Annotated in this window: 31 protein-coding genes and 1 tRNA gene; 18 read left to right on the top strand and 14 right to left on the bottom strand. The window is 32.9% G+C overall.

The genetic code is table 11. The features are described 5' to 3' along the window. Positions 1 to 29: 29 nt before the first annotated feature. The 3 genes from L6W14_RS16125 to L6W14_RS16115 are packed head-to-tail and all read left to right on the top strand — an operon-like array spanning position 30 to position 1189. Positions 30 to 263 carry a hemolysin XhlA family protein gene (locus tag L6W14_RS16125; protein ID WP_052125280.1) on the top strand — a complete coding sequence of 78 codons (234 nt, stop codon included), beginning with the start codon at positions 30 to 32 and terminating at the stop codon, positions 261 to 263. A gap of 12 nt (positions 264 to 275) precedes the next feature. Continuing rightward, positions 276 to 536 (top strand): phage holin, encoded by a 261-nt coding sequence (locus L6W14_RS16120; RefSeq protein WP_237898341.1) that lies wholly within the window; start codon positions 276 to 278, stop codon positions 534 to 536. After that, the gene (locus L6W14_RS16115; protein ID WP_237898340.1) at positions 533 to 1189 is read left to right on the top strand and encodes a M15 family metallopeptidase; all 657 of its coding nucleotides are present in this window, start codon (positions 533 to 535) and stop codon (positions 1187 to 1189) included. The genes L6W14_RS16120 and L6W14_RS16115 overlap by 4 nt, the downstream gene beginning before the upstream one ends. 653 nt (positions 1190 to 1842) lie before the next feature. On the opposite strand, the gene L6W14_RS16110 is transcribed toward L6W14_RS16115, so the two are convergent. Beyond that, complete coding sequence (locus L6W14_RS16110; protein ID WP_237898339.1) at positions 1843 to 2313, bottom strand: type II toxin-antitoxin system PemK/MazF family toxin; 471 nt, start codon at positions 2311 to 2313, stop codon at positions 1843 to 1845. 16 nt (positions 2314 to 2329) lie between these two features. Beyond that, positions 2330 to 3139: a hypothetical protein gene (locus tag L6W14_RS16105; protein ID WP_237898338.1), complete on the bottom strand. Its 810-nt coding sequence runs from the start codon at positions 3137 to 3139 to the stop codon at positions 2330 to 2332. Positions 3140 to 3289: 150 nt separating this feature from the next. On the opposite strand from L6W14_RS16105, the gene L6W14_RS16100 reads away from it, so the two are divergent. Genes L6W14_RS16100 through L6W14_RS16090 form a run of 3 tightly spaced genes read left to right on the top strand, consistent with a single transcriptional unit; the run spans position 3290 to position 4274 of the window. After that, the gene (locus L6W14_RS16100) at positions 3290 to 3586 is read left to right on the top strand and encodes a YolD-like family protein (RefSeq protein ID WP_237898337.1); all 297 of its coding nucleotides are present in this window, start codon (positions 3290 to 3292) and stop codon (positions 3584 to 3586) included. Between the two features lie 15 nt (positions 3587 to 3601). Continuing rightward, entirely contained in the window at positions 3602 to 3940 is a 339-nt protein-coding gene (locus tag L6W14_RS16095; RefSeq protein WP_237898336.1) for a YolD-like family protein, read from the top strand. Beyond that, positions 3933 to 4274, top strand: coding sequence for a YhjD family protein (locus L6W14_RS16090; protein ID WP_237898335.1), 342 nt, complete (start codon positions 3933 to 3935; stop codon positions 4272 to 4274). Before L6W14_RS16095 ends, L6W14_RS16090 begins: the two co-directional genes overlap by 8 nt. 40 nt (positions 4275 to 4314) lie before the next feature. Here the strand turns inward: L6W14_RS16090 and L6W14_RS16085 are convergent, their stop codons facing one another. Next, positions 4315 to 4503, bottom strand: a complete 189-nt coding sequence (locus L6W14_RS16085; protein ID WP_237898334.1) for a hypothetical protein — start codon at positions 4501 to 4503, stop codon at positions 4315 to 4317. 14 nt (positions 4504 to 4517) lie between these two features. Then, positions 4518 to 5000: a hypothetical protein gene (locus L6W14_RS16080; protein WP_237898333.1), complete on the bottom strand. Its 483-nt coding sequence runs from the start codon at positions 4998 to 5000 to the stop codon at positions 4518 to 4520. A 210-nt stretch (positions 5001 to 5210) separates the two neighbouring features. Between L6W14_RS16080 and L6W14_RS16075 the strand changes: the two genes are divergently transcribed. Then, on the top strand, positions 5211 to 6071 hold the full coding sequence (locus L6W14_RS16075) for a ParM/StbA family protein (protein ID WP_237898332.1): 861 nt from the start codon (positions 5211 to 5213) through the stop codon (positions 6069 to 6071). Further along, positions 6068 to 6331, top strand: a complete 264-nt coding sequence (locus L6W14_RS16070) for a hypothetical protein (RefSeq protein ID WP_237898331.1) — start codon at positions 6068 to 6070, stop codon at positions 6329 to 6331. Before L6W14_RS16075 ends, L6W14_RS16070 begins: the two co-directional genes overlap by 4 nt. Before the next feature lie 31 nt (positions 6332 to 6362). Here L6W14_RS16070 and L6W14_RS16065 read toward each other — a convergent pair whose 3' ends face one another. Continuing rightward, positions 6363 to 7310 carry an SHOCT domain-containing protein gene (locus tag L6W14_RS16065; protein ID WP_237898330.1) on the bottom strand — a complete coding sequence of 316 codons (948 nt, stop codon included), beginning with the start codon at positions 7308 to 7310 and terminating at the stop codon, positions 6363 to 6365. Positions 7311 to 7746: 436 nt separating this feature from the next. On the opposite strand from L6W14_RS16065, the gene L6W14_RS16060 reads away from it, so the two are divergent. After that, entirely contained in the window at positions 7747 to 8643 is an 897-nt protein-coding gene (locus tag L6W14_RS16060) for a tyrosine-type recombinase/integrase (protein WP_237898329.1), read from the top strand. A 253-nt stretch (positions 8644 to 8896) separates the two neighbouring features. On the opposite strand, the gene L6W14_RS16055 is transcribed toward L6W14_RS16060, so the two are convergent. From L6W14_RS16055 to L6W14_RS16045, 3 genes are all read right to left on the bottom strand, one after another. After that, positions 8897 to 9808, bottom strand: a complete 912-nt coding sequence (locus L6W14_RS16055) for a helix-turn-helix domain-containing protein (protein ID WP_237898328.1) — start codon at positions 9806 to 9808, stop codon at positions 8897 to 8899. A gap of 355 nt (positions 9809 to 10163) precedes the next feature. Continuing rightward, complete coding sequence (locus L6W14_RS16050) at positions 10164 to 10403, bottom strand: hypothetical protein (protein ID WP_237898327.1); 240 nt, start codon at positions 10401 to 10403, stop codon at positions 10164 to 10166. Beyond that, positions 10400 to 10567, bottom strand: coding sequence for a helix-turn-helix domain-containing protein (locus L6W14_RS16045; protein WP_237898326.1), 168 nt, complete (start codon positions 10565 to 10567; stop codon positions 10400 to 10402). The genes L6W14_RS16050 and L6W14_RS16045 overlap by 4 nt, the downstream gene beginning before the upstream one ends. Positions 10568 to 10951: 384 nt before the next feature. Here L6W14_RS16045 and L6W14_RS16040 point away from each other — a divergent pair, with 384 nt between their 5' ends. The 3 genes from L6W14_RS16040 (at position 10952) to L6W14_RS16030 (ending at position 14398) form a co-directional block, all read left to right on the top strand. Then, positions 10952 to 12943, top strand: coding sequence for a retron Eco8 family effector endonuclease (locus L6W14_RS16040; RefSeq protein WP_237898325.1), 1992 nt, complete (start codon positions 10952 to 10954; stop codon positions 12941 to 12943). 178 nt (positions 12944 to 13121) lie between these two features. Next, positions 13122 to 14105 (top strand): reverse transcriptase family protein, encoded by a 984-nt coding sequence (locus L6W14_RS16035; RefSeq protein WP_237898324.1) that lies wholly within the window; start codon positions 13122 to 13124, stop codon positions 14103 to 14105. A 219-nt stretch (positions 14106 to 14324) separates the two neighbouring features. Then, positions 14325 to 14398, top strand: a tRNA-Arg gene (locus L6W14_RS16030). A gap of 210 nt (positions 14399 to 14608) precedes the next feature. Here the strand turns inward: L6W14_RS16030 and L6W14_RS16025 are convergent. After that, entirely contained in the window at positions 14609 to 15163 is a 555-nt protein-coding gene (locus L6W14_RS16025; protein ID WP_131520448.1) for a hypothetical protein, read from the bottom strand. A gap of 272 nt (positions 15164 to 15435) precedes the next feature. Next, positions 15436 to 15615: a hypothetical protein gene (locus L6W14_RS16020; RefSeq protein ID WP_048393711.1), complete on the bottom strand. Its 180-nt coding sequence runs from the start codon at positions 15613 to 15615 to the stop codon at positions 15436 to 15438. A 241-nt stretch (positions 15616 to 15856) separates the two neighbouring features. On the opposite strand from L6W14_RS16020, the gene L6W14_RS16015 reads away from it, so the two are divergent. The 4 genes from L6W14_RS16015 (at position 15857) to L6W14_RS16000 (ending at position 20560) form a co-directional block, all read left to right on the top strand. Next, a complete protein-coding gene (locus L6W14_RS16015; RefSeq protein ID WP_237898323.1) occupies positions 15857 to 16078 on the top strand; it encodes a hypothetical protein in 222 nt (73 codons plus the stop codon). Positions 16079 to 16227: 149 nt separating this feature from the next. After that, positions 16228 to 16749, top strand: a complete 522-nt coding sequence (locus L6W14_RS16010) for a DinB family protein (RefSeq protein ID WP_131520450.1) — start codon at positions 16228 to 16230, stop codon at positions 16747 to 16749. A 433-nt stretch (positions 16750 to 17182) separates the two neighbouring features. Next, positions 17183 to 19135 (top strand): lipoteichoic acid synthase, encoded by a 1953-nt coding sequence (locus L6W14_RS16005; protein ID WP_131520451.1) that lies wholly within the window; start codon positions 17183 to 17185, stop codon positions 19133 to 19135. Positions 19136 to 19921: 786 nt separating this feature from the next. Then, the gene (locus L6W14_RS16000) at positions 19922 to 20560 is read left to right on the top strand and encodes an NAD(P)H-binding protein (protein ID WP_066036529.1); all 639 of its coding nucleotides are present in this window, start codon (positions 19922 to 19924) and stop codon (positions 20558 to 20560) included. Between the two features lie 148 nt (positions 20561 to 20708). On the opposite strand, the gene L6W14_RS15995 is transcribed toward L6W14_RS16000, so the two are convergent. Together L6W14_RS15995 and L6W14_RS23205 are read right to left on the bottom strand one after the other, a co-directional pair. Continuing rightward, positions 20709 to 20897 carry a hypothetical protein gene (locus L6W14_RS15995; protein WP_048395071.1) on the bottom strand — a complete coding sequence of 63 codons (189 nt, stop codon included), beginning with the start codon at positions 20895 to 20897 and terminating at the stop codon, positions 20709 to 20711. A gap of 336 nt (positions 20898 to 21233) precedes the next feature. Further along, positions 21234 to 21431 carry a YjcZ family sporulation protein gene (locus L6W14_RS23205; RefSeq protein ID WP_048395072.1) on the bottom strand — a complete coding sequence of 66 codons (198 nt, stop codon included), beginning with the start codon at positions 21429 to 21431 and terminating at the stop codon, positions 21234 to 21236. 392 nt (positions 21432 to 21823) lie between these two features. On the opposite strand from L6W14_RS23205, the gene L6W14_RS15985 reads away from it, so the two are divergent. Further along, positions 21824 to 22354, top strand: a complete 531-nt coding sequence (locus L6W14_RS15985) for a sigma-70 family RNA polymerase sigma factor (RefSeq protein WP_048395075.1) — start codon at positions 21824 to 21826, stop codon at positions 22352 to 22354. Next, positions 22355 to 23350 carry a DUF4179 domain-containing protein gene (locus L6W14_RS15980; protein WP_237898322.1) on the top strand — a complete coding sequence of 332 codons (996 nt, stop codon included), beginning with the start codon at positions 22355 to 22357 and terminating at the stop codon, positions 23348 to 23350. Positions 23351 to 23530: 180 nt separating this feature from the next. Here the strand turns inward: L6W14_RS15980 and L6W14_RS15975 are convergent, their stop codons facing one another. After that, a complete protein-coding gene (locus tag L6W14_RS15975; RefSeq protein WP_237898321.1) occupies positions 23531 to 25021 on the bottom strand; it encodes a serine hydrolase domain-containing protein in 1491 nt (496 codons plus the stop codon). A gap of 170 nt (positions 25022 to 25191) precedes the next feature. Next, a complete protein-coding gene (locus L6W14_RS15970) occupies positions 25192 to 26316 on the bottom strand; it encodes a hypothetical protein (protein ID WP_131520455.1) in 1125 nt (374 codons plus the stop codon). Positions 26317 to 26357: the final 41 nt, after the last annotated feature.

Here is a 26357-nt window from a genome sequence, read left to right as displayed (position 1 = left end):
TAATTTTAGGGCAAAGGATTGGTGATGATATGGAAGGATCATCGTATGTAAGTGTAACTGAACACAATATGTTGAAAGAAAAAGTAAATGCTCATGAGGTTCGAATCTCTATTGCAGAAAATAACATCAAGGATATGAAAGATGATTTAACTGCAATTAAATCCAATACGACTTGGATTGTTCGACTGATTATTGGTGGAATTGTTACTGGTGTCATTACTGGAGCAATAGGAATAATTTTTGCGGCAAATAAAATGTTATAGGAGGAACCTACAATGAAAATCAACTGGAAAGTACGATTAAAACACAAACCATTCTTAGTGGGAGCATTTGCTTTACTACTACTGTTAGTGCAACAAATCGGTGCGTTATTCGGCTACGACACAACAATTTATAATGAGCGAGTTACAGAGTTATTTAACACTGTGCTCGCTTTTTTTGTGCTGATTGGTGTGGTTGTTGATCCAACTACTCCAGGTACAGGGGACAGTGAACAAGCATTAGAATATGGAAAAACAAAGGATGATGTGAAATGACGAGTATAACAACAACTTGCCGTGATCTAAGCGAATTAACAGCTACAGCACAAACAGCGTGCCGACTACTCTTTCAAGAATGCTACAAGGCAGGTATAGATTTTATTTTCATCACAGAAACATTCCGCAGCCAAGCTCGTCAAAATTACCTTTATGAACAAGGAAGATCACGACCAGGTCAAAAAGTTACATGGACGCGTAACAGCAATCATACATCTCGTAGAGCTTGGGATATTGCTGTAGCACCGCCAAGAAACCTATATGACATTTCTACGCTTTCGAAAGTAGGGGTAATTGCTAAAAAGCTAGGCATTGAATGGGGTGGGTATTGGGAAGCTGGAAAGTATGATGCACCTCATTTTGAAATTCCTTCAAATTGGACAATGCCAAAAGGGTACAAGTTAGAAGGGCAAGTTATTGTGCCGTCTAATAGTAAGCTGAAAGTACAACTAATTGTTAAAGATAAATCACAAGAAAAGGATGATGAAACAATGAGATTTACAAACCCAACAACTGAAAATGCTGTGCGTGATTACATTAAACAGGCTGTAGATAAAGGCAAGATTGATAAGTCTTGGCTTGAGAAATTTGATTCAGGTACTATGACAAGTGGTGATTTTGAAGGTTTGAAAATTATTATTTCTCAACGATAATATGGAATAGGTTTTTTAACAAGATGAAAGAAAGGTATGCCCGATAGTATTGTTTTATCGGGCATTTGTTTTTAATGAGTAAGAAGAAATGTTAATCCAACAGTAATTACAATAGCACCGGCCCAGTATAACTTTAATCGAGAATCATAATATCTGGTCTTTCTAAAACTAATGGAATTGTTAAATAGGTAAATTAATCCTAATGCAGATACCACGATAAAGATCAAAGCTAAGACTGATAATTTCATAAATCCTAGCATTCCTTTCACCTCCTTTCAAATGAAAAAGCACCTGAGGATAAAGCCATCATAAAGATGACTTATCCCCAGGTGCTTCCTGTGTCAAAGTTAAAATTAAATTAATTTAAGTAAATTTACTGTACCACATTTGGCATATTATGTATACTTTTTTGTTTCTTAAAAGCCCAGGTACTCATTAATTTGAGCCTGGGCATTTTTTTAATGACCAAAACAGCTAAACCTCTACCTTGGTCTATTTTGTTCCAAAATAAAAAGGCCTGACAAGAGGCCTCAAGAAGAAACACAAACACATCACAAGATGTGCGTTTGAGATAACCTCAAACCATACTGTGTAGGTTGCTTATGACTTGATAAGCAAATTATTAATGCAAACTTATTATACTTGCGTTAATTTTAAATGTCAAACAAATCTTTTACACGTACCATAATTTTATTTAAGGCTTCCTGATCCACAGTGCCTAATTTATGAGGGGCCAACCTAACCTTACTTAAACTTCTTATTTGTTCACATTTAATACAAGAATCCTCTGTTAAAAAAGGATAATCGCTTTTTTTTAATATAAATTGTGTTTTAATCCTAGGAATACGCTTTCCTCTTACTGTTTTGTATCTGATGGTAGTAGATAAAGGAGCAACTGTAATTTGAGTGCTGACATTATTATAAAATGTTTTTGATAAAACGATTACAGGTCTATCATTGTTTTGCTCTTCTCCGATATTTTCTCCAATTTTACACAAATAAATATCACCTCTGTTAATTGTCATTTCCTTATATGACTCTGGGTTACCATTATAAGTATTGACTAAAACTTTTTTCTCTTGTGTCCATTCGTCTAGTTTTTGTGTGTTATTCATTAATGTCATGTTATTTTCACTCCTATTATTTATTAGGGAATAATTTCATGCCATACCCCTGATAGTTTGGATAATTATATAATTTAGACTCAATTGCTGAAAATTCATCACTTTTATAGTCATTTTTCACATATGAATGTATGGGAAAAGAAACGAGATCTGCTAACTCAAGTTGTGGGTATGATAATTTTTTATCTTTTGTACGTTTTGGGTTAAAGTAAATTCCTTTTATGTTTGAGAAAAAAGATGAATCATGATATCGATTACCATAAGTAATTAACTTTAAAGCTGTATCAAGAAGTAATTTATTTTCCTTCTCTCCTCTTGATTCTACTACTATAATACCGTTTTTATTTCCAGAATTTAATTCATAACAATATCGTTCTAGTAAAAATTCAAGGCATAAATCGTAAACTGGATAGGGATTGATATAAGACCTAACATGGGAAAATTTATCAATTGAAGAACTGTATATACTGTAATCACTATCACTTATTAAAACTTTTAAGTCTTCAAGAAAATGTTCATAATTAATTAACTTAGGATTAAAGGCACCTGTCTTTTTTCGAATATCTCGGGAGTGAAATACAACCTTTTTCTTATTAAAACACCCATTGTTCCAGTATTTATTTTTTAATTTTGTAATATCGTCAATAAATGTTTTAAAACCTTCTCTAGTAAAAACAACACCTGTAATTGTAAACCATTGCAGTAAATCATTTTTAGGCTGCAGTAAATCTTTTAAACTTGGTATTCCGTTCTCATCAATTGCTAAAATATTATCAATGTTACCAGGAATATTATTAAGAATAGCTGGTCTCGACTTCCAAGGCATTTAAAAAACTCCTTTTGGTAGGCATTATATCATAATTTACCATAGTTTCTAAGTAACTGGAATGAAAATAGATAATTATTTTCATTGCCAAAAATAGAACATTAGTTCTATAATAAGTACAAACAAATGTTCTTATTAGGAGGAATGAATATGGCAAAGTCAAAGAAAAAGGATCCATCTAAAAAGGTTGCTGAAAAACCAAAACAACCATCTAAACACCCTGAACGCGACGAGTTTGACCTTGAGGAGCTTGGCTACAGTTTAAGTGAAGCACTAGAAGATTGTAAGTTTCGGATGTTTGCTGTTTACAATAAGTCGGGGTCATTAGAAGGAAAGGTAACAAAAATGGACCCAAACACAAAGATGATCCACATTCAGGATAAACACATGGATGTCCATAAAGTGCATTTTTTAGACATTTTGAGTGTTTCGAATTTGGATTATTAGTGGAGGTTGTTTGGGATGCTGAGAGACCGTGGGAACATGAAGTGGACAGCTATGATGCTGCCAGAACATCTGGTGAAAATCCGAGAATGGAAGCAAGAACAATTTTACGATAAAAAGCGTGAGTTGACCGAATGGGAGCTTGAAGAAATAGAACAAACCATCCAGCGTGCTTTTAAGATGCAAAAGCTTGTGAGATTGACATTATGGGAACAAAATAAGTTGCATGATGAGGTAGGCAGGGTCACTGGTACTGACGTTTATAAAAAAGAGTTGCTGTTAGACACTGACTTTTCAATAAAGCGAATTACATTCGATAAAATTCAAAGAGCTTTATTAGTAGACAGTGATGATTAATAGAGAAGATCGCCAAGTGCTTTATGAGTATATAAAATTAGATATGGCAATCAAATCATTACAGCGTGATTATGATGTGTTAGGGAGTCTCAAAATGTCCAAGGTATATCTCAACATAGTAGATTCACTTTTAAAGGATATACGAAACGATTATTACAACAAAAAGCGTTTTTTAGCTAAACAAAAGATTGAGGTAGTAAGATGGGTGAAAATAAGTGAGCATTTTAGCGAGGTGACAATACGAACGCCTGGAGAAGATGAAGTGCATCAGTATGCTAATCAAGCCCTGAAAACCCATACTGAAGAGTTGATATTTAGATATTTGAAGAATTAAAGAAACCAGGTGCTCATTTTAGCATCTGGTTTTTAGTGAACTAAACCTCTAGTTCATCATGTTCTTTCTTTTTATTAGGAATGACCTTCATTACCACAGTAATAGCCTCGTCAATCGATTCACCGAACATCAACTTCACAATTTTAACCACACGATCAACCTTTTCAGCAACCCACACGACTATGATACCACCACTAAACGTATAGCCTACAAAGTCAATGATGTCCATAAGTCATCTCCTTTTTATAATTTGAGTAAGCGATAAATCTGACGTATCTTCAATTGGTCTAAATGCAATAAATAGGTTGACAAATACCATTGCATGAATTTCCTGTTGCCTAGTGTCACACGAATTAAAACTGCAGCAGTGGTGGTAGGTGTAATATCAAGCGCAAATGCTAACACACTTAATTGGTCGTAGTCTCTCCGTTTAAATTTGATTGTTACTTTGCCTTTATCAGCATGAACAGTGATCCTTAATTTCGGTCTTTCTGGGTAACCTAAAGTGATTGTGTTCTTCCAACGATAATCTCTTCGGAACCACTTCCTTATTTCTTCAACGATAATCTCCGATACAGCTCCAGTATTACATAACCTTTCTGCTACATCTTTAACAGGTTCATCACAAATTTCAGCAAAGCGATACAAAGTAGTTTTTAGGCTTTCCGAGATAGTGGGCTTCACATCAACTTTTTTATCTGAGCGAGTGATTCTCCTACTCCCCATCGAAAAATTTTCCTCCTCCCCATACCTGTTCGTAACTTATCCCTAGGAATTAATCCTAACTTTAATCGATTCCTAGGCTTAATGTAGGTATACGTAACAGGAAAATGGAAAAGAACTACCCGAAAAATATTTATTACAATTGTAATAATCCAAGTCGTTGAGTTATAGAATGTACTACATTTGTAATACAAAAAAAGAAAGGGGATTGGATTGAATAAAATAATTTTGGGTATCGATGCAGGGAATCACAAAGCGAAGGTAGTTGGACCGTTTGGAGTTGACTCATTTAAAACGAATATTTGTGATTGGTTTGAACGTGATGTTGAAGAATCGTTTGGTCCTGATGACATGGAGTTTGAAATTGCTGGCCGTAAAGGGTTTGCCGGAACAATCGCACAGTTTGAGGATGAATTCGGGGATGGAACTAGATATGGAGATAGTAAGGCTCATGAGGATACCAAAATAAGAGTCCTACTTGCAATACATCGTTATTTAAGTCGATACTGCCCGCATATTGAACAAGTAAACTTTGTAACAGGACAGCCAATTAAACGTCATAAACAAGCTGAAAAAGACTCAATTATTGCTATGTTGAAAGGTAATCATGAAATAAAGGTTAATGGGAAGATAAGAAAAGTATCTATAGAAAGAGTGGCCGTAGCTCCTGAAGGTAGTGGGGCATTCTGGGCGCAACCTAGTGATGGGATTATCCGAGTAATTGACGTTGGAAGTGGAACTGTTAATGCGGCAACGATTATCGATAGAAAGCATGTTAATAACGCAAGCACCACATTTAATTTTGGGGTTGAAACAGTATCCAATAAAGACGATGTACAAAAGATAGCTAGGGGGATCATACGCAATACAACAAAATTGAAATGGAATAAAAATGACAAAATCTTGATTTGTGGAGGTATTACAGAAGGAATAGCACCATATATAATAGAACATTACATTAATGCAGAAATCATTAATCCAACAATACATCGTGGAAATGGGGTGACAACTTTACATCCTGTCTTTTCAAATGCTGTTGGATTTTATGCAATAGCGAAGGGGGCATTTGGATGAGTAATGAAGGTAGGAAGAACAAACCTGTCAGCTTTAATACCAAAGACGAACACGACCTTGCACTATTAAATCACGCAGAACAGATTAACCCATTGACAGGCAAAGCACGTAATTTCAGCAAGTATGTGAAACGATTGATTGAAGAGGATATGAATCGTGGCCCAGAAAGTGAAATTAGGATAGATCGCAACGAACCAATTATCCATGAAGACGAAACATATTCGATTGAAACCAAAGAGGCTATGAATAGTTTTATATAAAAAACCACTCTTGATTGAGTGGTCTTAAAGTTTAGATACCTAAAAGCTGTTTCTTCTTTGCATCAAATTCTTCCTGTGTTAAAATACCAGCATCCATTAGTTCTTTCAATTTGATCAATTCATCCGTTGGAATTGACGATGTTGTAGAAGGGGGAGCTGCTTGTGTAGTCTCTTCCTCTTCAGCAACAATTAATAATGAAAGTTTTTCAAGATCCTTCTTATCACACTTAATGACTAAAGGTATTTTTTCTCCGTTTTCACGCTTCAAGAAGAGGGTTGCTACGGATTTATCCTTTCCGATATTAGCCCCCATAGCTCCTGCAATCGCTCCAGCATTCCCAAATTTACTGCCGATTACTGTCCAACCTGCTATATCAAGAGCGCTTTTCTGAATATTTTCAACGCGTTCCCATCTTACTAACTTAAAAGTTTCAGGTTCTTTGTTGTCAATCAGAATGTCTACATATCCATGCTTAGTTTGTCTAAGAACATAACTAAAACCACGATCTTTCAATTGTTCTTTTCCATTTAAGATGTTCATGTTTAGCTTGATTGCTTTAGGTTCCTTTTCTTTCTTTTTAGGTATTGTTTTTTCTGGAATGCCAAAGATATTTTCAAGCTCATTCGCGAAAGGTTTTGTTGCATTATCATTAGTTAGTTTGAGTTTAATCTCATTCTTTAAATAGGTGAAATCAACTTCTACAGCAAATATTTTTCTGTTAACGACTAAGTTACTAATTGCATTTACATCATAAGAAACAAACGTTTTTCCTTTTTTATCTTTTTCCAATGTAAGCAATCTTTTAGTAGTCAATAAGAATAAAAAGTACGTTAACTTTTTTGAACCTGTTGTTGCAGATATTATCTGTTCATCATCCTCAATATGAGTTGACAAAATATCTATATCTTCTTCAACAAACGAAATAACTTGTTTACCAGCTGGCTTTAATAAATCTCTAATTTGTTCTTGTATATTCAAGTACATTTCCTCCTTCCTTATAGCTTGTTGGCAATACAATAAAATTGTATCAATACTGGTAGGTGTTGTCAGTATGGATTTTAACTGGTGCCCACGAGGTGCCCAAATAAATATAAAAACAGATAAATAGGAAGAAAGAATAATAGGAACATAGTAGATGGATTGATAAATAGGCTGTAATTGCAAGATTTATATAAATGTATAAAAGCTAGAAAACCTATAACCACAGCCTTCTAAGCCGTCGGTCGGGGGTTCGAATCCCTCCTGGGACGTCTAAAAATTAGTCACAAACCATTGATACAATTGGATTTGTGAGAAACTAGGGATTCGGTCGGGGCTTCGGTCACTGACATAGAATCCCTTTTTTTGTACCCACAATTACGTTATCTAAATGAACGCAAGTATCTTCCAATTCGATTGAATGGAGGATTTTTTTATGACTAAAAAGTCTGGATTGTTTGATGTTGATTTTACGTTCCGCTCAACTGAACTGACAAAAGTTAATAAAGGAGTGCAACTGACAACCGCGCGGTATAAACCTTTTACAGAGGCTTTAAGAACGGTAATTAATCAAATGGAAGCAAGCGGTTATCGTCCTCGAACAATTAAAGATTATGAAACGGTACTAATGAATTTTGCTAAGAGCGCGGATGTAAAGTATTTGGAGGATATTACAGTCGATACGATATATTGGTGGCTCAATAGTATGGAAGTAGTGAATCAAACAAAGCTAACACGCTTAAAAGTGCTGAAATCATTTTTAGGGAAGTGCTTTAATAATGGATGGTTAAGCTTGAATTATTGGCAATCAGTTAATGTAAAGGTCGATAAGAAGGTTAAAAAGGGTGCTAAGCCCAATGATATTGCCATACTTGTATCATTGATTGATAAGAATACCTTTATAGGTTTAAGAGATGTAGCCGCCATTCTTACAATGTATAAAACGGGGGTTCGGATTAATACGCTAGGTCAATTAAGAGAGCAGAATATTGACTGGGAGAATAAAACGCTCGTATTAGAAGGTTCCATATTGAAAAATCATCAATTGTTAAAGCTGCCAATTGACGAACTGTTAATGAGCATATACAAAGTGCTAATTCAGTACAACGATAAGATACGCAATCATTATGGCGAAAAGAATAGTAATCTTTTTATTTCAACTAAAGGAACGACACTAAATACTAAATCCACTAATAACGCAATATCAAAGCAGCTAACAAAGTATTCAAAGCGATTTGGATTAGAGAATATTAATGCACACGCAATTAGAAGGGCATACGCGAAGAATTTGTATGAGAAGGGTGCTAGTATAGACTTATTAGTAAGGCACTAGGACATTCAGATTTAGCAGTTACAACGCAATATTTGGATTTGGGTGTAGAAGAAGTAGCAAAGGATTTGAGAGAGTATCTATAAACTAGATTGCGGAATCTCTAAAATATTTTTACTACAGTTATCTTAATAAAAACCAACTTTACTAAATAAAATTTTAGAATGATAAAAACAGTATTGAGTCAGCTACGCTGACTCGGTGACAGCAAAGCTGTCACCATATTTCTGGCGATATGTTCAGTATTTACCGTATTCTAGTAAAGTGCTAATTTACTAGTTTTTCTACGTAAAGCTTCTTTTTTATGAGCTTCGAATTCATTACAAATGTCTATGATTCGTTGATTAGGTATGCTTCCTAACGGACGTACAATGTGCGGGTGTATTCTATATGAAACCACTTTAGGAGTTTGATAACAAACACCTTTTTCACCTAGGGATTTAACAATCTTAGTTATATTGTCGACATTCTCATTCATAATTTCACCAAGTTCAATTCGATTGATGAATTTTAAGTTTCTTGTGTCTGGTTCATTAGGATTGTGTACAAGATAGAACTCGTTATAATGACATAGAGACAAGGCTTTATATATGAAGCCAAGTTCGTTTAACTTTAAGATATCTATTAATTCATTAAGTTTGTTTTTATAAAGCTTAACGAAGTGTAAGTTCGTATGGCTTTTAGGATGTTTACCCAAAATGTGGTATTGAGGATTTACACGGTAGCTTTTTGTTCTACCTTTAGGTATTGGTTCTAAAATACCTAATGTAGAAAATTTATTAAGGTATTGCGATGTTTTTGTTCGCCCTTTACCGATATAAGATTGAATATCGGTAACTGTCATAGGCTTATTTGCATTAGTTAGGATACCATCTTTTCCTAACAACATTTTCGCTAATAGTGTAATTAAAATGCCGCATTCTGTTAATGATAGATTTGAGATGAGAGCCCTAATATTCTCTTGAAAACAACCAATGTGATGCTCTAGTCGTCCTGTTTCATTTGTTAAACTCCATCCAAGCTTTTTTTTATATGCTTCGCGCTGCTTCCTTTCCTTTTCTTTATCATTTTCAGAAACCAAAAATAATTTATCCAATATCTTCCCATTAGAGTCATATTTAATAGCTGTTTTACTTTCCCAATTAGGGTGTAAAAAGTAATCAGTCATAATATAATTCCTCCTTTAAAATACGAGAATAACTTTCTCACACTTTTAGTACCGAAAAGGGCTATTTTGTTAACAAAAAATTTATATGAATGAAAATTAAAATGCCCTCCCTTTAAAAAAAGAGGGCGAATTATCTGCTAAAAAGATGCCATTATGCTATCAATTTCCCTTTCACTTAATCCAAGTTTATAGAGATAATTATGGAATGAACTCCTAGTAATAGCATATTTATAATCACTGAATACCCTATCATCTGAAACAGTTTCTAACACGTTAGCGTTAATAGCTCTATGTATCATGGAACAACTAAAACCTAAATACTCTATAATCTTTTCAGCTAATTCAACTCGCAACATTAATGATTCCCTCCATATATTACCGAATGAACTAAGCTAGCATCTAACTTGCATTCGTTAATTAAATACTTCTCTAAGCTTTGTACGTCTACTAGGTAATTAAAGCTGGTGTTATAGTAGTTGTTAGGACGTTCTACTCTTTTCAATTTACTTTCTGCTAATCGTTTAGCAGCACTCGTAGTAAATCCCATGTTTAATCTACTTAGAATTCGGCTTACTTTTTCAACTGTGTACGTCATTTTTCGTCTACTCCCTTACGTATATATTCCATAATTTCATCGTAATCAAAGCGAATAACTCCACCAACATTAAAGCTTGGTACTTTTCCGCTTTTTGCCCACCTATAGACGGTGAGTTCTGTTACATTGAATAATTCTGCTACCTTTTTCGCGGTCAAAAACATAAAACAATTAACCTCCTCTATTCATTTCTATACGAATTATAAGATTTGATAAAAGAAGTAATAACATGATAATGAAATATAAAAGTAAGTTTATTTGATTAGGCATAGAGAGGGAACGTGGCTAATAAAAAAGTGGATTAATATGTAGGTAACTCGAAAAAATTTGTGAAATTTTCTCCCGTATCAAATGAGCGTTACTAAGTGTAAAAAGAGTACTAAACGAAACATTCGGCACGGGGTGGGTATAATATTACTTTTTGTTCCCTTGCGTTCCCTAATTAATAGATGAGTTGTTTGTATTTATTTGGTAATATATTAATGTAAGTTTCAGTGGCAAATATTAGATTTATGTAATATAAATTTGTTGTAAAAGGAATGAAAAGTGTGATTCAAGCGGTAGAATTTGTAAATGTGAAATCTTATAAAAAATTAAGGTTAACTGCTGATAAACTTAACGTTATTTTAGGAGAAAACGGTGCAGGAAAAAGTAATTTCATAAAGTTAATGGAAGCATTTTACCTATACTTAGAGAATGGTACATTGTTATGGGATGAATATAGGGATAAAAATAATCCTTACATAGAAAAAATGAGTTTGTCTATAACATATGATATAGGATTACTAAAGAAAATTGTACGTAACCAAATTAGTAGATTAGATATAGATAGTGATAATTTCAACTATTTCTCGAAAATATTTTCTTTATTAAATACTTATAGTGAAAGGGGTATTTTGACAGTAAAATTAGAAGTGTATAAAAGTGGTAGAATTAAATGTAATATTAAAGAAAAAGCAGATAGGAAATTAATAATAAACCTGTTTCCCCTATATATTTTAAGAGCAAGAGAAATAGAATTAACTGACTGGAAAGATATTTGGAAATTAATTGCTCAGATTGGGCATTTGACTAAAAAGAAACAAGAAGAACTTTCAAAAATAATATCTGATTATATGCCCGAATTAAAAAACAAGGAATCAAACTATTTAAAAGAAATAGAAGGAATTTTAAAGAAAAACAATTTAGAAGTAAAAAAATCATATAACAATGATAATTTGTACAAGCATTTATTAGGTGGTGAACAAATAAGTTTTTTAAATAAAGAACTGAATTATTATTCTGATGGGTTAAATTCATATAATTATATCAAACTTTATATGGAATTAATTAATTGGGTGCCTACTGTTAAATTAAAATTTCCAATAATAATTTTAGATGAACCAGAAATAAGTCTACATACGGGATATATTGATAGAATTAGCGAATTAATTTATGAGAATAACGACAGAGTAACTATGTTTATTGCCACACACTCTTCTAGGTTATTAAAAAATTTATTTGTTAATTGTGAAGCAATAAAAGTATACCAGTTTAAATTTGAAAGGAATTATTCTGAAATATATCCGTTAAATATGATGATTGAAGAAAAAGGAAAGCATTTGTTGTCTGAAAAAGAAACTAGTTATTTTTTTGAAAAAATGATTGTTTTTGTTGAGGGAGCAACTGAAATTCAATTATTTAATTCACCAGAATTAAGGGATAGCTTTGAAATTTTAAAGAAAGTAAGTGTGTATAGCTTCGATAGTGATATACAGAAACTTAGGCTACTTCACCCACTACATACAGATATTTCTATACCTTTTTTAACGTTATTAGATATGGATAAAATATATAAATATGAAAAGCAAATTAATAAAATTGTTATAATAGATGGTGATAAAGCAATAAATCCCTTAAGAAATAAAGTTATAGCGAAACAAGAGAGGTTATCTTGGGGGAAGCAAAGAAACAAAACATTAAATTTAAGGAAACGAATCGAAAATATGACTAATAAGACATCATTTTATTATAGTGATGTTTGGGGAGTACCGTCTGGTAATAGTTACCATAATAAGCTGCATGAATTAATCAAAGAGTATTGTAAAAATTATAATGTATATCCAAACTCAACTACTATTGAAGGAGTTTTAATTAACGAAAATAGTTTAAGCTATTATATTGAGTGGTTGCGAGAAAAATATAAAAAATCTCAAAAGAAAGAACAAGAGATAGATAATTGTTTTAATAATAATCTTCCAATAGCAATACAACTTACCATTGCTAGGTTGATTCAAAAAGGAAAATTCGATAATTTGGAGATTTTTAGTAAGAAAAAGATTAGTAAAATGAAAGAGAATATTGCTGTTACTCCAATAGTTGAATCTATTGAGGCTTTAATGCAAGGTAAAACAAGTGGGTGGGTAAACGAATTCATTACATATTATTTTAAAGAAGTTATAAAAAAAGAAAATTTGACAAAAATTGAAATTAGAGAGAGAATTAAAGCTGATTTTCCAGAGTTGTTTCATATAATTTCTTTAATAGAGAGTATTTATTAAGTAGATAAATGGAACTTATTGAAGTTCCCCTGAGTTTGTCGAGAAGCACTTAGGATTATAGTGGCTAATGAAAAAACACTATTAGTGGTCATTTCCGGATTAGAATTAGGAAAAAGTAAGGGGCCTACGCTTAAAACGCGTTGCGAGGCTGGGAGAGGTACTTAAGTGGAGGAGAAGTATGAATATTTACTCTGGAAAATCTTTTTTTAAAGAAGTTTTTGAAATGAAATACGAAGACGTAAAAAAGGTCACTGACTCAAATATAGAGGAAAATTATAATATTGTTAAAATACCTAAAACAAAAGGGCATAGAGAAATATATTGTATAGATGATAGTTCAGAGTTATATATATTACAAAAGAATATTTTAATGAATTTTTTAGATGATATACCTATATCTGAAAATGCCTTCGGATTTGTAAAAGGACGTTCATATATTGATTTTTTATATACACATGTTTATAAAAATTACAAAAATATTTATTATTTGAAATTAGATTTAAAAGACTTTTTTAGTAGTATAAAATCATTTCATATTGAACGAACATTAGAAAAACATGTACATACTAATTCGTCAAAAATAAGTAAAGAAATAATAGATAATATAGTTAAGCTAACTACAGTAGATAACAAATTGCCACAAGGGGCGGTTACCTCTCCTTCCTTATCTAACATAGTTTTTAGATTTACTGATATAAGAATAGCTAGATATTGTGAAAAATTCGGTATAAGATATTCAAGGTATGCAGATGACATGATTTTTTCAAGTGATAGAAAAGTAATACATGCTCCTTTTTTTATCAAAACTATAAAAAAGATTTTAAATGAATCTAATTTCTATGTAAATAATCGTAAAACAAAATTTTCTATTGGAAGTTTGAACTTAAATGGATTTCGTATTACAGATAAAATTAATTTAACACGAAAAAAGCGAGCTAAATTAAATACATGTCTATATATCTGTAATAATACTAAGAAAAAGCATGTACTGACAAAATTAAATTTATCAGGATTTAATTTTTCAGATTTTGAAGATTTAGCTAACTATTTAAATGGAACACGTTCATTTTTAATAATGATTGCTCGAAGTAGTAATAATAACATAGTTATTAACGAATTAATTAAAGAAATTGAAGTTAATATCAACAAATTTTTACAGTGATATTAGATAATATTTTTAGGTTTCGAACCAAGTTGGTAAATATATGATACTCCCTAGTAAAGAAAATCGTAATAAGTATGGAAAAGCATTCAATCCCTTGTGGTTCTTAGTGTCGGTATGATGCCACGAGAATCTTAAATATGTTATAATATATTTTAAAGATACTTTCGGTCTAAGAACGTAATTTGACCGAATCCCTAAAATCATAGAAACGTTGTTGTCTCAGTAGCTCAGCTGGATAGAGCATACGCCTTCTAAGCGTACGGTCGGGGGTTCGAATCCCTCCTGGGACGTCAAGCAAAGCCTTACAGCCATAACGGCTGTAAGGCTTTTTGTTTTTATGCATTAATATGAATAGCCTTAAAATTTCCCCATAATTTGTCCAAATCAATCCTTTTATTAAAAAGCTTATCAAAGTGAGCACTAGCTCTTTGATCTGTTTCTTGTAAAGTGTATTGAATGTAAAACAAGATTGCCCATAGACAGTCCTGCTAAGAATGTTTTTAAAATAAACTAGAAAAGAAATTTTTCGTAGTGCTAACAATTGAATTAAAAGTAGAGGAAATGAAATTAATAGCAGCACTTATTGCATTTTTTACAGTTTCCACAACGGTAACAAAAACATTTAAAACTTTATCCATAATATCTTGTATAAAGGCACCGACTTTATCAGCAATAGTAAGTATTAGTGTTTGGGCTGAAGGATGCTCTTCACCAAAATCTATCAATGAATCGTAGTATTTATTGATCATGTCTTCCGATTTTTTTAAAGCTTCCTCTTTTTTCTTACGCATATTTTCAAAAAAAGTTGTTTGATTTTTATCAATTTCTAATTGCTTAACATTTTCTTTTAAGTCTAATTCTTCTTGCACATAAAAATTATTAACGTTCTCCTGATATTCTTGTGTTAGTTTTTGTAATTCATCAGGTGCGTCTGATAATGAAGGAGCTTGAAGTCCAATGAACGCTGCTAAAGAAAATTCTTTGGTTTGCTCTCCCGTATAAGCATCTCTCATTTGATTCATAATACTACTAAAATTTTTTACTGCTACTGTCATAATTATTCCTCCTAGTAATTTAATTGTTGAAACAACTATAGATTATCAATAAAAGGTTAAAATTAGGTTAAAAAACATAAATTTACTTTTTTGTTTTAATATATAATATACTGGCGATGAGATAAGTTAATTAAAATAATCTGTATTTAATAATAGTAGAAAGACCACTCCATGATGGGTGGTCTCAATCTTTAAATAGGGTTACATGATGTGGAGAAAATGAAAAAAGACCACCTCTAATAGAGTGGTCAAAAATACTAACTTTTCTTACATTATAATGAAGTTGACTTACCTTTTTTCTCATCCATAATAAGGTCTTCTTCACGTTGTGGGCGTGGGGCTTCCGTATATTCTTTGCGCCCATTAGGTTTTTTTGGGTCTGCTCCACTAGCAAATGATTGTTTTGTTGGCTCGTCTGTTGCAAATTCTGTATTTTTTTTGTCTCGTTTCATGTCGACACCTCCTCAAGATATTATTTATCTTATCCAATAAAATATCCCTTGTTTATTTCTATTTCATCCTTAAAATTTCAGATTACCCCAAGACTATGTAAGGTAAATTTGGTAGGAAATTTCTGATGTTTGGCTTTTACATAAAATAATTGATTTTTTAGAAAAAATGAATTTTTATGTTAAAATAAACCAAAGAAAACATTTAAGAAAAGTATTGGCGCTCTGATGGGAGGTTGAACAGATGGATGAGAAGAAAAAGGGGAAATTACAAATCCTCGTAATAATTTTAATGATATTACTTTTGGTTGCAATATTTGTTGTATTTTTCATAGGTAAATATATGGTGGCATTTATTTTATTTGGAATTTTTATGCTAATACTAAATTTTATTAGTAGCTGGAAAAACCTAGATAATGCAGATTACGTTTATAGAAAAATTCATAAGAGTAACCAGAAATGGTAATTACTAGAAATTTAGATTAGGAATCTTGTTATTCTTATGTTACTTGTAGTGCTTATTTGGATATCTGAAAAGAGCAAAGAAGGGATCCTCACTTTATATGAAGAAATAGTGAGTTATAATATTTTTTCAACAACTACGGAGGTGCTTTTTTGCAAACATTTTTTAAATATAATTGGCTAGTTCGGGAAGGTTGGTTTCGTTGGTGTGAAGAGTTGACTGAAGAAGAACTTTTGCAAAACCGAACTGGAGGAATGGGCAGTATATTACACACACTTTTCCATATCATTGATGTTGAATGGAGTTGGATTCGTCTTTTACAGGGGAAAACAGACTTTCAGGAGAGCTTTGATGAATATAATAGCTTGGAAAAGGTTCGTAAATTGGAAGCTGCATTTCATTTAGACGTCGAAAGCTTTGTAAAGCAATGGGATGATAGTATGGAAGAGCGAATACTTCATAATCCATTAGCCGATGGTAGTATGGAGACGCATACATGGGGTGAAGTCATTCGTCATACCATTGCACATGAAATTCACCATATAGGACAATTATCAATTTGGGCAAGGGAAATGGGGAGAGCGCCTGTTTCTGCCAATCTAATCAGAAGAGGTCTTTCTTCATCATTGAAAGATTCAGTAGGTGCTCAAATAAATAAAGAAACGTTTAAATAGAATGAGAGACACTGTAGAAATATATATATGCTAGAAAAATGGTGCAATAAAATCCAATTGTTTATCAGCTAAAAGTGAATAGCATACCAGATTATCTTCCAATTCATTAGAATGGAAGATTTTTTGATGCCCAAATGAGAAAAATTGCGAGGCAGATTTCATGAAGGCATTTACTTATGGCTTATAATATCCAGTAAATTTTAGTTAAACACTAATGTTTACTGGGTATTTTTTGGACAATATTTAGGTTAATTAGAAATATTTATATGAAGAATAGCTAACAACTTGACAGAAGTTTAAATGGGGAGTACTATACATTGGTCGCGAAAAAAGCTATTGTAACGTAACATTTTTTAACGTGCCATACAGTACTTATCAGTTAAGTTCATATATAACTAGATTTTAATTTAATCAGTAAAAGGTAGGTGCAAAAATGAAAAATCTAGCAAATAAAAAAGATAACCTATTACAAAACTTTTTAGGAATTTATATAGTAGCAGTATTAATGTTATGGATTAAAACATACATCTCTCAACTATCACAATTTGACTTAGGTGTAGAAGGAGTCATACAACAATTCCTTTTACTAATAAATCCACTAGGCTCAGCAATGCTATTTCTAGGATTTTCATTTTTATTTAAGGGTAAAAGAAAATACACATCACTCGTTGTTGTCTACACTTTAATGTCTATTGTTTTATATGCCAATATTGTTTATTACCGATTCTTTAGTGATTTCATTACATTACCTACACTTTCTCAAACGCAGAATTTTGGAGATTTAGGTGGTAGTGTTCTTTCTTTATTAAAGCCTTATGATATCTTGTTCTTTGTGGATGTAATGGTTATGTTTTATCTACGATTCTCTAAAAAAATCCAAAAAGATACCAAACGTTTTGGCTATAAAAAAGGAATGGCAATCATTGCCTTTGCATTAGCGGTATCAATCCTTAATTTAGGACTAGCTGAAACTAATCGTCCTCAACTATTAACGCGAGGTTTTGATAGAAACTATATTGTGAAATATCTAGGGATGTATAACTATACGATTTATGACTCAGTTGAAACGATGAAAGCCTCTTCTCAGAGAGCTTTGGCGGATAGTAGTGATATTACTGAAGTAATTAACTATACAAAGTCAAACTATGCCAAACCAAATGCCCAATATTTCGGTGCAGCAAAGGGAATGAACGTTATCTATTTACATTTAGAATCATTCCAAAACTTTTTAATCGACTATAAATTAAATGGTGAAGAAGTAACACCATTTTTAAATTCATTAGCAAAAGATAAGAATACATTGTATTTTGATAATTTCTTCCATCAAACAGGTCAAGGGAAAACGTCTGATGCAGAATTTATGCTTGAAAATTCTTTATTTGGATTACCACAAGGATCTGCTTATATTACAAAAGCACAAAATACGTATCAGGCAGCTCCTAGTATTTTAAAAGATTATGGTTATACATCAGCTGTATTCCATGGTAATAACGGAAGCTTCTGGAATAGAAATGTAATTTATAAATCATTTGGCTTCGACAAATTCTTCGATGCTAGTTACTATAACACAGGGACTTCCGAGGACATGGCTGAATATGGTTTGTTAGATAAACCATTCTTTGAACAATCTCAAAGTCTTTTAAGCTCCTTACCACAACCTTTTTATACAAAATTAATTACGGTAGGGAATCACTATCCATATAAAATGAATCAAGATTTAGTGACAATTGATAAAGCCAATACGGGAGATGCAAGCGTTGATAATTATTTCCAAACAGCTCGTTATGCAGACGAAGCAATTCAACAGGTCTTCCAGCAATTAAAGGAATCAGGATTATATGATCATTCAATGATTGTTCTTTATGGTGACCATTATGGTATTTCTGATAATCATAATAAAGCGATGGAACAAGTCATTGGAAAAGAGATTACACCATATGAAAGTGCTAATTTACAACGTGTACCATTATTTATACATGTTCCAGGCATACAAGGTGGGACCAACCATAGCTATGGTGGCCAAACAGACCTACTGCCAACGTTATTGCATTTACTAGGAATTGATTCACAACAATTTGTTCAATTTGGTTCAGACTTATTATCAGAAGAGCATGATGAAATTGTACCATTTAGAAATGGCGATTTTGTCAGCCCTACGATTTATTCAATTAATGAAAAATATTATGATAATAAAACAGGCTTACCATTAGACGACAGTCAATTAGAGGAAGCAAAGACGATTAAAAATGAAGTAGATCATAAATTGGCGTTATCTGATAGAGTCGTGAATGGTGACCTATTGAGATTCTATACGCCAACAGGTTATACGCCAGTTGATCCTTCTCAATATAATTACTCTCCTGATGAAAATGTAGAGTCTAAATAATTTAAGGCGGTTCAAGGAATTGTGTACGATATCAAAGTCTATAGGATATCATACCATTACCTTGAATTGCTTTTTTATTGGTCATTTTTGAATAAGTATGGCAATACCAAGATTTTATATTCTCCTTAAGGTTCAAATAGAAAATTGGACTAACAGAAAAAGCGATTCAAATCCCTTAATAGTAAGGATTTGAATCGCTTTTATTAGTAAGGAGAGGACAAACATGATGGCACTCATCATCCTTACTTATTTCTTTTTAAAGAATAATTTAGATGAAAAAAGGAAAGAAATAGGTGTAAATTTGAGGAGTTGATCGGGATGGAATTTTATAAAGACATAGTCATTTACTGTTATAGTTGTCGTAAAAAGACTGTGTTTACATGTAAAGATACACATGAAAAAAAGGGTGTCGATAGTCACTGCAGTGAATGTACAGGTATTTGGTTTGAATGGCAAAACCGAGCTGTCGAGAGAGAAATGGAGAAGTGGATTGCCTATAATAAAGACTTAGTAAATAATATAAATCACTGATCTATTTTTTTACACAAGAGTTAAGTTGAATACACCTAAAAAGCGTATTATCAAGTTAGTACGATGAGGCATTGAAGTGCCATTTTCTTTTAAGAGAGTGGTTCTTTTTCTTTTGCTTAGACAAAAGCTCTAGCTAGAATAAACAAAATTACTATTTCTTTATCTCATTTGATAAAGAGAGGTGAATAATCGAATTATTGAATCTAAACCATGATTTGCCCGTATACATATTATTATGATAATTAGGGGGGCATCATGGACGTTTATAAAAAGATAGCAATTATCGGGGGAACAGGTAAAGCGGGGCGTTACATTGCTTCTAAAGCATTAGAGAAAGGGTATCACGTACGGATGCTTGTTAGAAACCCAGAAAAGTTAGTTTTCAGAGACAGTAGGATTGAGGTAATAGAAGGAAATGTACAAAATATCGAGGATCTTCAAAAGCTATTAAAAGATTGTCAAATCGTTATCAATACTTTTGGTCAACCAATGAAAGAAAAACCGATTTATAGTAAAGTAACGGAAAATATATTGGGAGTCATGTCTGATTTACATATGGATCGTTATATTGGGGTAACGGGTGGATCGCTAACCATTGCTGGAGATACAAAGAGTATTATAAATAGAATGGGTGCAAAGATATTTGAAATTATTTATTCAAAAATGATGATGGATAAGAAAAAAGAATGGCATCTCCTTAGCTATAATCAAGTAATCAAATGGACACTAATTCGGCTTCCATTTATCGTAGAGGGAGATGAAGTAGGGTTCATAAAGGAAAATCTTGGAGATATGCCAGGTACAAAAATAACAAATCGGGATATAGCTACATTCATCATTAACCAAATAGAAAATCAAAAGTATGTACAAAAAGCACCGTTTATCTCCAATTAATCTAATTTAAAGGAGAATGCCACTTGGAGAGGGATAGGGTCAGCGCCTCAACTAAATGACTTTATCCCTTTTGAATGCCCAACAAAATTTTCCTTTGCCTCAATCATATTGGTACAAAAAATCAAATGACATCCTTTTGAGCGGTTTTTTAATTAAAACCTTCTCCAATAAACCTTCCAACTCCTCTCAACAACCAATAAATGATTCTAAATGGGAGGAAAAGTAATTCTGGTATCCAAATTAGTACATCAAGAAATAAGTCAATTAATGAATATTGATCTTTACGTCTCTTATCTCTTCTCTTTTTGTTTTTCCTTCCTTGCAACCATTCTCTCACATTACTCGACCCCTTTTACAAAAAAAGTGCTGGCTTTTCATAAGTAAGTATACGATTCATTGCTTTAGGTGGTTTCATTTTTAAAAACTTTATGATGTAAAAGCGGATATGGGGCGTAAATGGGAGTAAGAATGTTGGCTTATTATATTTCTTTAGCGATGCGTATTACCGCAAATGTGAGAAATGGAGAATTTAAAATTAAATAAGGTGAAAGACAAGCAGGTTTAAAAAAGGGTCACATAGGCTGGAAGTGACCCTCTTTGCTGTGGATGTATCGACATTAATGTGAGCTGCTATTAATGAAGATCATCCCTTTTTCATGTTTATCAATAACTATTAATATTCTTTTTGCACGAATGTTGCTCCGACAATAATGAGAAGAATGAATAGCACAACGATTAAAACGAATGTTGAACTATTGTTTTTGCCGCCATAGTCCATGCCACAACAACCCATACTATAACCGCCGCTATAGTCATTACCATAGCCTCCATAACAACAATTGAAATTACCCATGTTTCCAAAGTATCCCATCAAGATCTCTCCTTTCTTCAGTTTATTGTATGAATGTCATTGAAAGAGAAAAGGGTATTCGTCTAATGAATCGTATTTAGGTAATTTTAAAGAGAATCTTGGGTGAAGGATGGATGAGTATCACTAAACACTTGATAGGATGAAACTCAAAGGCGCTTGTTACAGCCTGATGATTAGTTGTCAATCCAGTCCATAAGATAAAAAATAATTTTTTGATGCATGATGATGGAGCGGGTTTGAAACAGTAAGTCGATGTTTTTCCGTTTCTATTTTTAGCTACAATGTGTTGCGGAAAGGAATCATTTATTTTTTTATTTAAATAATGTGAGAGTTTTCTTTCATTTGCTCGTTATTACTTGTAGAGAAGAAAGGAAAGGAGGTTTTCTAACTTCGTGTATTCATTAATTAATCAGCTACAAAAAAAAGATGAACAAGCTTTAAGAGAAGTGATTAACAAATATGGAGGTTATGTTAAAGCCATTGTAGTGAAAGTGTTACAGCCCAATCAAACAGCTATTGAAGAATGTATCAACGATGTATTTCTAACCATTTGGCAAAAGAGTATTCAATTTACTGGCGATGAGATTGATTTTAAAAAATGGATTGGCGTTATTGCAAAATATAAAGCGATTGATACATATAGAAGCCTTCAAAATAAGCCTAAAACAGTCGAGTTACTTTCATCAATTTCAAATAGCAAGGATCTACCAGAAAGAATCGTAGAACAAAAAGTACAAAAAGAGCAACTATTTATCAGTATTTTAAATTTAAGTAAAAACGATCAGGAAATTTTTCTCTTGAAATACTACTTAGGATATTCCAACGGAGAAATCGCTGAGATATTTGGTCTATCTAAATCAGCTGTAGAAAATCGTTTATATCGAGGTAAGTTAAAGTTAACAGAAGAGCTGGGAGGTATCTAAATGAACGAAAAGGACTTCATCGAAATAGATATTGATGAGATTGAACCAATTGAATTATCTGATTGGGAAAAGATTAATATTGAAAAAAGTGTTTTACGGTCATCTTCAACCAAGAAGTATGTATTTAAAAAATGGAGGTGGGTTAGTATTGTCGCCATGCTCACATTTATTTTTGCTAGTAGCAGCATTTGGCTACCTGTAGTGGCTAATCGAGTACCAATTGTACAGCAACTATTAAATAGCAATGATAATCCCCAATTACAAGTATTTAGTGATAATGCATCAACCATCAATCAAATAGACGAAAGTAACGGAACCTTCATTGAATTAGCTGAGGCTTTTTTCGATGGAACGATTGTATCGGTTAGTTATGAAATGAAACACGAACAATCGATAGATGAACCCCCTCTATTTTGGAAGGGCGATTTAGAAGGCAACGGAAACAAGCTAGACGTACTTAGTCATCAAATCGTTAAAAAGAATGAGGCTACTTGGATTGGTATGTTTACAGCGAGAATTTCAGACAAAGTAATTGATGAAAAGATAAATGTTCAATGGCGTCCTCAAGATTTTATAGGTATTGAAAATACGACTCTTGTAGAAGGAGCTTGGGACTTTCAGTTAGAACTTACACCAACCCGAGCCTATTCAAGAAAAGTAAATATACCCTTTGGTAATGATCAATACCAGTTATTTTATAATCAAATAACAGAGGGAAAATATATAACCACTCTTTATTTTGAGGGAAATCTTGATTGGGAGACAGAATTTTTAATGGTAGACATAAAAGATAATCTTGGAAATGTATATGAAAATGTAGGAGCAACAACTATTAAAAGCGGTTCTGGGCGAGTAAATGGTTATGTTGAGGTTTTTATACCTGATTCTACTATTCGAACGCTAATCATTACACCAACTATAAGAATTGTTGATGAAAAAACATTAGAGCGGAAAGAGTTTGTTCCGCTCCCAAGTATTAATATTTCTCTAAAATGATATGGTCTGTTCCTACAACTCTTTCCAAAGGGCTGAAGGAATCAATTCTTACCTACAAAGATGGATGTAGTTGCAATGAATGATACAGGTCAGCATCTTTACCTTTAGCTCATATCACGCAGTATTCAATCAAGATAGCGTTATTAATTGTAGCTAAATATCTTTTAAACGATTAAATTTTTAATTCTTTCTTTTAGTACCAATCATCATAAAGCCTAATAATAAATATAGAAGACTGGCCGAAATGGAGCTATACAACAGGAATGTAATAGAAGTTGGTGCCCAAACTTCAATAAATGTCCAATTTAAGCCACCAAGTAATATGTTAGGCGTGATAAATAGTGCTGTCAGCATTGTCGCCACAAGTATAGTATGGGCAGATAATAACAATATTCTTTTGTAATTTAGATTTGCCATACGACGTTGTTTTTTATAAAGGCTGCGTATATTTTGAACGAATAGATAACAGAACATAATGCTGATTGCGATGATGATAGCACATATGATTGTTACAATTTTATCTAGCTTTTGATAGCTGCTGATATGTTGCATGTCAATCGTTTTGCCCTCCCATAAATCCATGACACCTTGTCCAATCGCTGTTGTAGAGCTTGTATTCATATTGGCTAAAATAGCCACGCCGATTTGTTCGTCAGGTTGCAAAATGAAATACGAGGAAAAGGTTGGATTCTCACCAGCATGGTAGATATATGACTTTGTGTCCTTTTTCACAACGGCCCAACCGTTTGCATAGTAAGTATTCGTATCAAAAGGCTCCACTGTTAGATCTGGAGTATGCGATTCTTGAATTAAATTGTTACTGATTGAATAGATATCACTGTTTCCTACCTGTAATTTTAACCATCTGGCTATATCATTAGCGTTACTGATGATATAACCAGCGGGGATATTGCCACGATAGATAGGTGGTATGTATCGCTGCTCTCTCATTAGACCTATTTTATAGCCAGAAGCCATATGTGTGGAATGTACTTGGTGAATTCCTACAAAAGATTGATGCATACCAACAGGTTGTAAAATTTTCTGTTGAATATACTGATCGAATGGCTGTTTTGCAACTTGTTCAATGACGAGGCCTAAGACATCATAGTTGATGGTTGCATACTCAAAAGAACTCCCTGGTTGACGATTTAGTGATTGATCCAGCAGTGTTTTAACAGTTAATTCAAGGGCATTATCCGCTGTGCTTTCTGGGATTTGAGTAATGGAATTTGAGGGAATTCCGCTAGTATGAGACAATAGCTGCTGTATTGTCACAGCCTGATCCTCGCCTTTATAGGTTAATGATAACCAAGGGATATACTTTCGGACATCATCTGACCGTTTTAACAAACCTTGTTTTTCTAATTGTAAAATAGCGAGTCCTGTAAATGCCTTAGACGTGGAGCCTAACTCAAAAAGAGTATCAGAGGTAACAGGTGTTTTTGTTTTCGTATCTGCAAAGCCAAAGCCCCGTTGATAGACGGTTTTCCCTTTATCAACAATAATTACTGAAATTCCTGGGATTTTACTAATGGTTTGCTGCTCCTTAATAAACTGATCAATTTTACTAATTGTATCATTTGATGCTGCGTGTCCAAATCCGGGTGTGAACGTAAAAAATAGTAACATTACTGTCATCATCACCGATTTCTTCATGAATAATGTCATGTTGTTTTTCTCCTTAGAACGTAATGTGCTTGTGGCAACATGGTTTACTGTAACAAGAAAAATAAGGGTAAACCATCGATTAACATGACTATTTCCGGGATAACATGACAAAATTGTCACTTCAAAAAGGGCCACTCCTAAAACCAATAGGAGGGCCCTTGAAATTTTATTTAATTTGTTTCTGGCTCTGGCGTAAAATCCTGACCGTTAAATGTTAATTTAGATGGTGAGATAAGAATTTCTCTGTTCGCTTCGTAATAAGGGTCTAAAACTTTATAAAAGGCTTCCCATTGCTCGCCAGCTTTTTCATCTTCACCCTTTTGTTCAAGGGCAACTGCTTCTTCATAGTGTTGCTTTAATTTTGCGTAATCCGCATTACTAATGCTGAATTCGATATCTGCCATATATTCCTCGAAGGGAACTGGTTTAAAGTGTGGGCGAAGTATTTCATAGAATGCATCCCATTTCTTCATGGCCAATTCTTCGTCTTTATCTTTTTCAGCTTTTTGTGCCTCTTCATAGAGCGTTTTAAGTTTTGCAAGTTCCTCTTTTGTTAAATCGACGTTCATATCCGCCATATATTCTTCAAAAGTTAAAGGTGGATATAATTCTTGGTAATAAGGTTCAAGAATAGTGAAAATTTTATCAATGTTTTCTGATGCCTCATCCGTTTTATTTTCTTTTACATACTTAATCCAGTTACTATAAAGTGTTTTTAGCTGTTCTTTATCTTGTGCTTTGATAACAATATTTTTTTCAGCGAATGCAGCTTCATTAATAAATTCTTCAAAAGGCTCAGGTTGCCAATTTGCTAATTCGTAAGGTCTTGTGATGTTATCCATCGCCTGATAGATTCGTTCCATTTCCTCATAATTCTCTTCTTTTTCAGCCTTTTTCATGTCAGAAAAGAGTTTCTCTAGTTGGACTAATTCTTCTTTTGTTACTTCTTTAGGTAAGCTTTTTTTATAGACGGCAAAGGTAAAGAAATCTGAGTAATCTTTCACAATACTACCCTCAACTAAAATTTCTTGCCCCTCGGCTAGCTTTAACTGCTCAATTTGTTTATCTGAGAAATTGTGTAAACCGATGTAGTAGTTTTTTCCATCTGTTCCTTTAAGGGTAATGCTGCCGCCATCAAAATATTTAATGGTACCTGTTATTTTTTGTTCTATTTGAATCGTTACATTATTTGTTGTATCAACAGCTGTTGCACCAGCTTGAAGCGGTGTTAATACAGCCATCCCTAGTGTTAATGCTGAAGCTAATAGCCATGTTTTTTTAGCAGGTTTTTTCATATTTATCAATTCTCCTTTAGGTTAACTTCTGTTACCAATTA

It is taken from the genome of Lysinibacillus sp. ACHW1.5, from assembly GCF_022014815.1.
GTDB lineage: Bacteria > Bacillota > Bacilli > Bacillales_A > Planococcaceae > Lysinibacillus > Lysinibacillus capsici.
This window is presented reverse-complemented; position numbering and strand designations above follow the sequence as displayed.

Excerpts from the sequence above, each read along its gene's own strand:
- L6W14_RS16125 (WP_052125280.1), top strand. The coding sequence starts at position 30 with ATGGAAGGATCATCGTATGTAAGTGTAACTGAACACAATATGTTGAAA.
- L6W14_RS16095 (WP_237898336.1), top strand. The coding sequence starts at position 3,602 with ATGCTGAGAGACCGTGGGAACATGAAGTGGACAGCTATGATGCTGCCA.
- L6W14_RS16080 (WP_237898333.1), bottom strand. The coding sequence starts at position 5,000 with ATGGGGAGTAGGAGAATCACTCGCTCAGATAAAAAAGTTGATGTGAAG.
- L6W14_RS15980 (WP_237898322.1), top strand. The coding sequence starts at position 22,355 with ATGAACGAAAAGGACTTCATCGAAATAGATATTGATGAGATTGAACCA.
- L6W14_RS16100 (WP_237898337.1), top strand. The coding sequence starts at position 3,290 with ATGGCAAAGTCAAAGAAAAAGGATCCATCTAAAAAGGTTGCTGAAAAA.
- L6W14_RS16110 (WP_237898339.1), bottom strand. The coding sequence starts at position 2,313 with ATGACATTAATGAATAACACACAAAAACTAGACGAATGGACACAAGAG.
- L6W14_RS23205 (WP_048395072.1), bottom strand. The coding sequence starts at position 21,431 with ATGGGATACTTTGGAAACATGGGTAATTTCAATTGTTGTTATGGAGGC.
- L6W14_RS16085 (WP_237898334.1), bottom strand. The coding sequence starts at position 4,503 with ATGGACATCATTGACTTTGTAGGCTATACGTTTAGTGGTGGTATCATA.
- L6W14_RS15970 (WP_131520455.1), bottom strand. The coding sequence starts at position 26,316 with ATGAAAAAACCTGCTAAAAAAACATGGCTATTAGCTTCAGCATTAACA.
- L6W14_RS16055 (WP_237898328.1), bottom strand. The coding sequence starts at position 9,808 with ATGACTGATTACTTTTTACACCCTAATTGGGAAAGTAAAACAGCTATT.
- L6W14_RS16005 (WP_131520451.1), top strand. The coding sequence starts at position 17,183 with ATGAAAAATCTAGCAAATAAAAAAGATAACCTATTACAAAACTTTTTA.
- L6W14_RS16120 (WP_237898341.1), top strand. The coding sequence starts at position 276 with ATGAAAATCAACTGGAAAGTACGATTAAAACACAAACCATTCTTAGTG.
- L6W14_RS16035 (WP_237898324.1), top strand. The coding sequence starts at position 13,122 with ATGAATATTTACTCTGGAAAATCTTTTTTTAAAGAAGTTTTTGAAATG.
- L6W14_RS16015 (WP_237898323.1), top strand. The coding sequence starts at position 15,857 with ATGGATGAGAAGAAAAAGGGGAAATTACAAATCCTCGTAATAATTTTA.
- L6W14_RS15975 (WP_237898321.1), bottom strand. The coding sequence starts at position 25,021 with ATGACATTATTCATGAAGAAATCGGTGATGATGACAGTAATGTTACTA.
- L6W14_RS16025 (WP_131520448.1), bottom strand. The coding sequence starts at position 15,163 with ATGACAGTAGCAGTAAAAAATTTTAGTAGTATTATGAATCAAATGAGA.
- L6W14_RS16020 (WP_048393711.1), bottom strand. The coding sequence starts at position 15,615 with ATGAAACGAGACAAAAAAAATACAGAATTTGCAACAGACGAGCCAACA.
- L6W14_RS16115 (WP_237898340.1), top strand. The coding sequence starts at position 533 with ATGACGAGTATAACAACAACTTGCCGTGATCTAAGCGAATTAACAGCT.
- L6W14_RS16050 (WP_237898327.1), bottom strand. The coding sequence starts at position 10,403 with ATGACGTACACAGTTGAAAAAGTAAGCCGAATTCTAAGTAGATTAAAC.
- L6W14_RS16000 (WP_066036529.1), top strand. The coding sequence starts at position 19,922 with ATGGACGTTTATAAAAAGATAGCAATTATCGGGGGAACAGGTAAAGCG.
- L6W14_RS16060 (WP_237898329.1), top strand. The coding sequence starts at position 7,747 with ATGACTAAAAAGTCTGGATTGTTTGATGTTGATTTTACGTTCCGCTCA.
- L6W14_RS16070 (WP_237898331.1), top strand. The coding sequence starts at position 6,068 with ATGAGTAATGAAGGTAGGAAGAACAAACCTGTCAGCTTTAATACCAAA.
- L6W14_RS16105 (WP_237898338.1), bottom strand. The coding sequence starts at position 3,139 with ATGCCTTGGAAGTCGAGACCAGCTATTCTTAATAATATTCCTGGTAAC.
- L6W14_RS16090 (WP_237898335.1), top strand. The coding sequence starts at position 3,933 with ATGATTAATAGAGAAGATCGCCAAGTGCTTTATGAGTATATAAAATTA.
- L6W14_RS16045 (WP_237898326.1), bottom strand. The coding sequence starts at position 10,567 with ATGTTTTTGACCGCGAAAAAGGTAGCAGAATTATTCAATGTAACAGAA.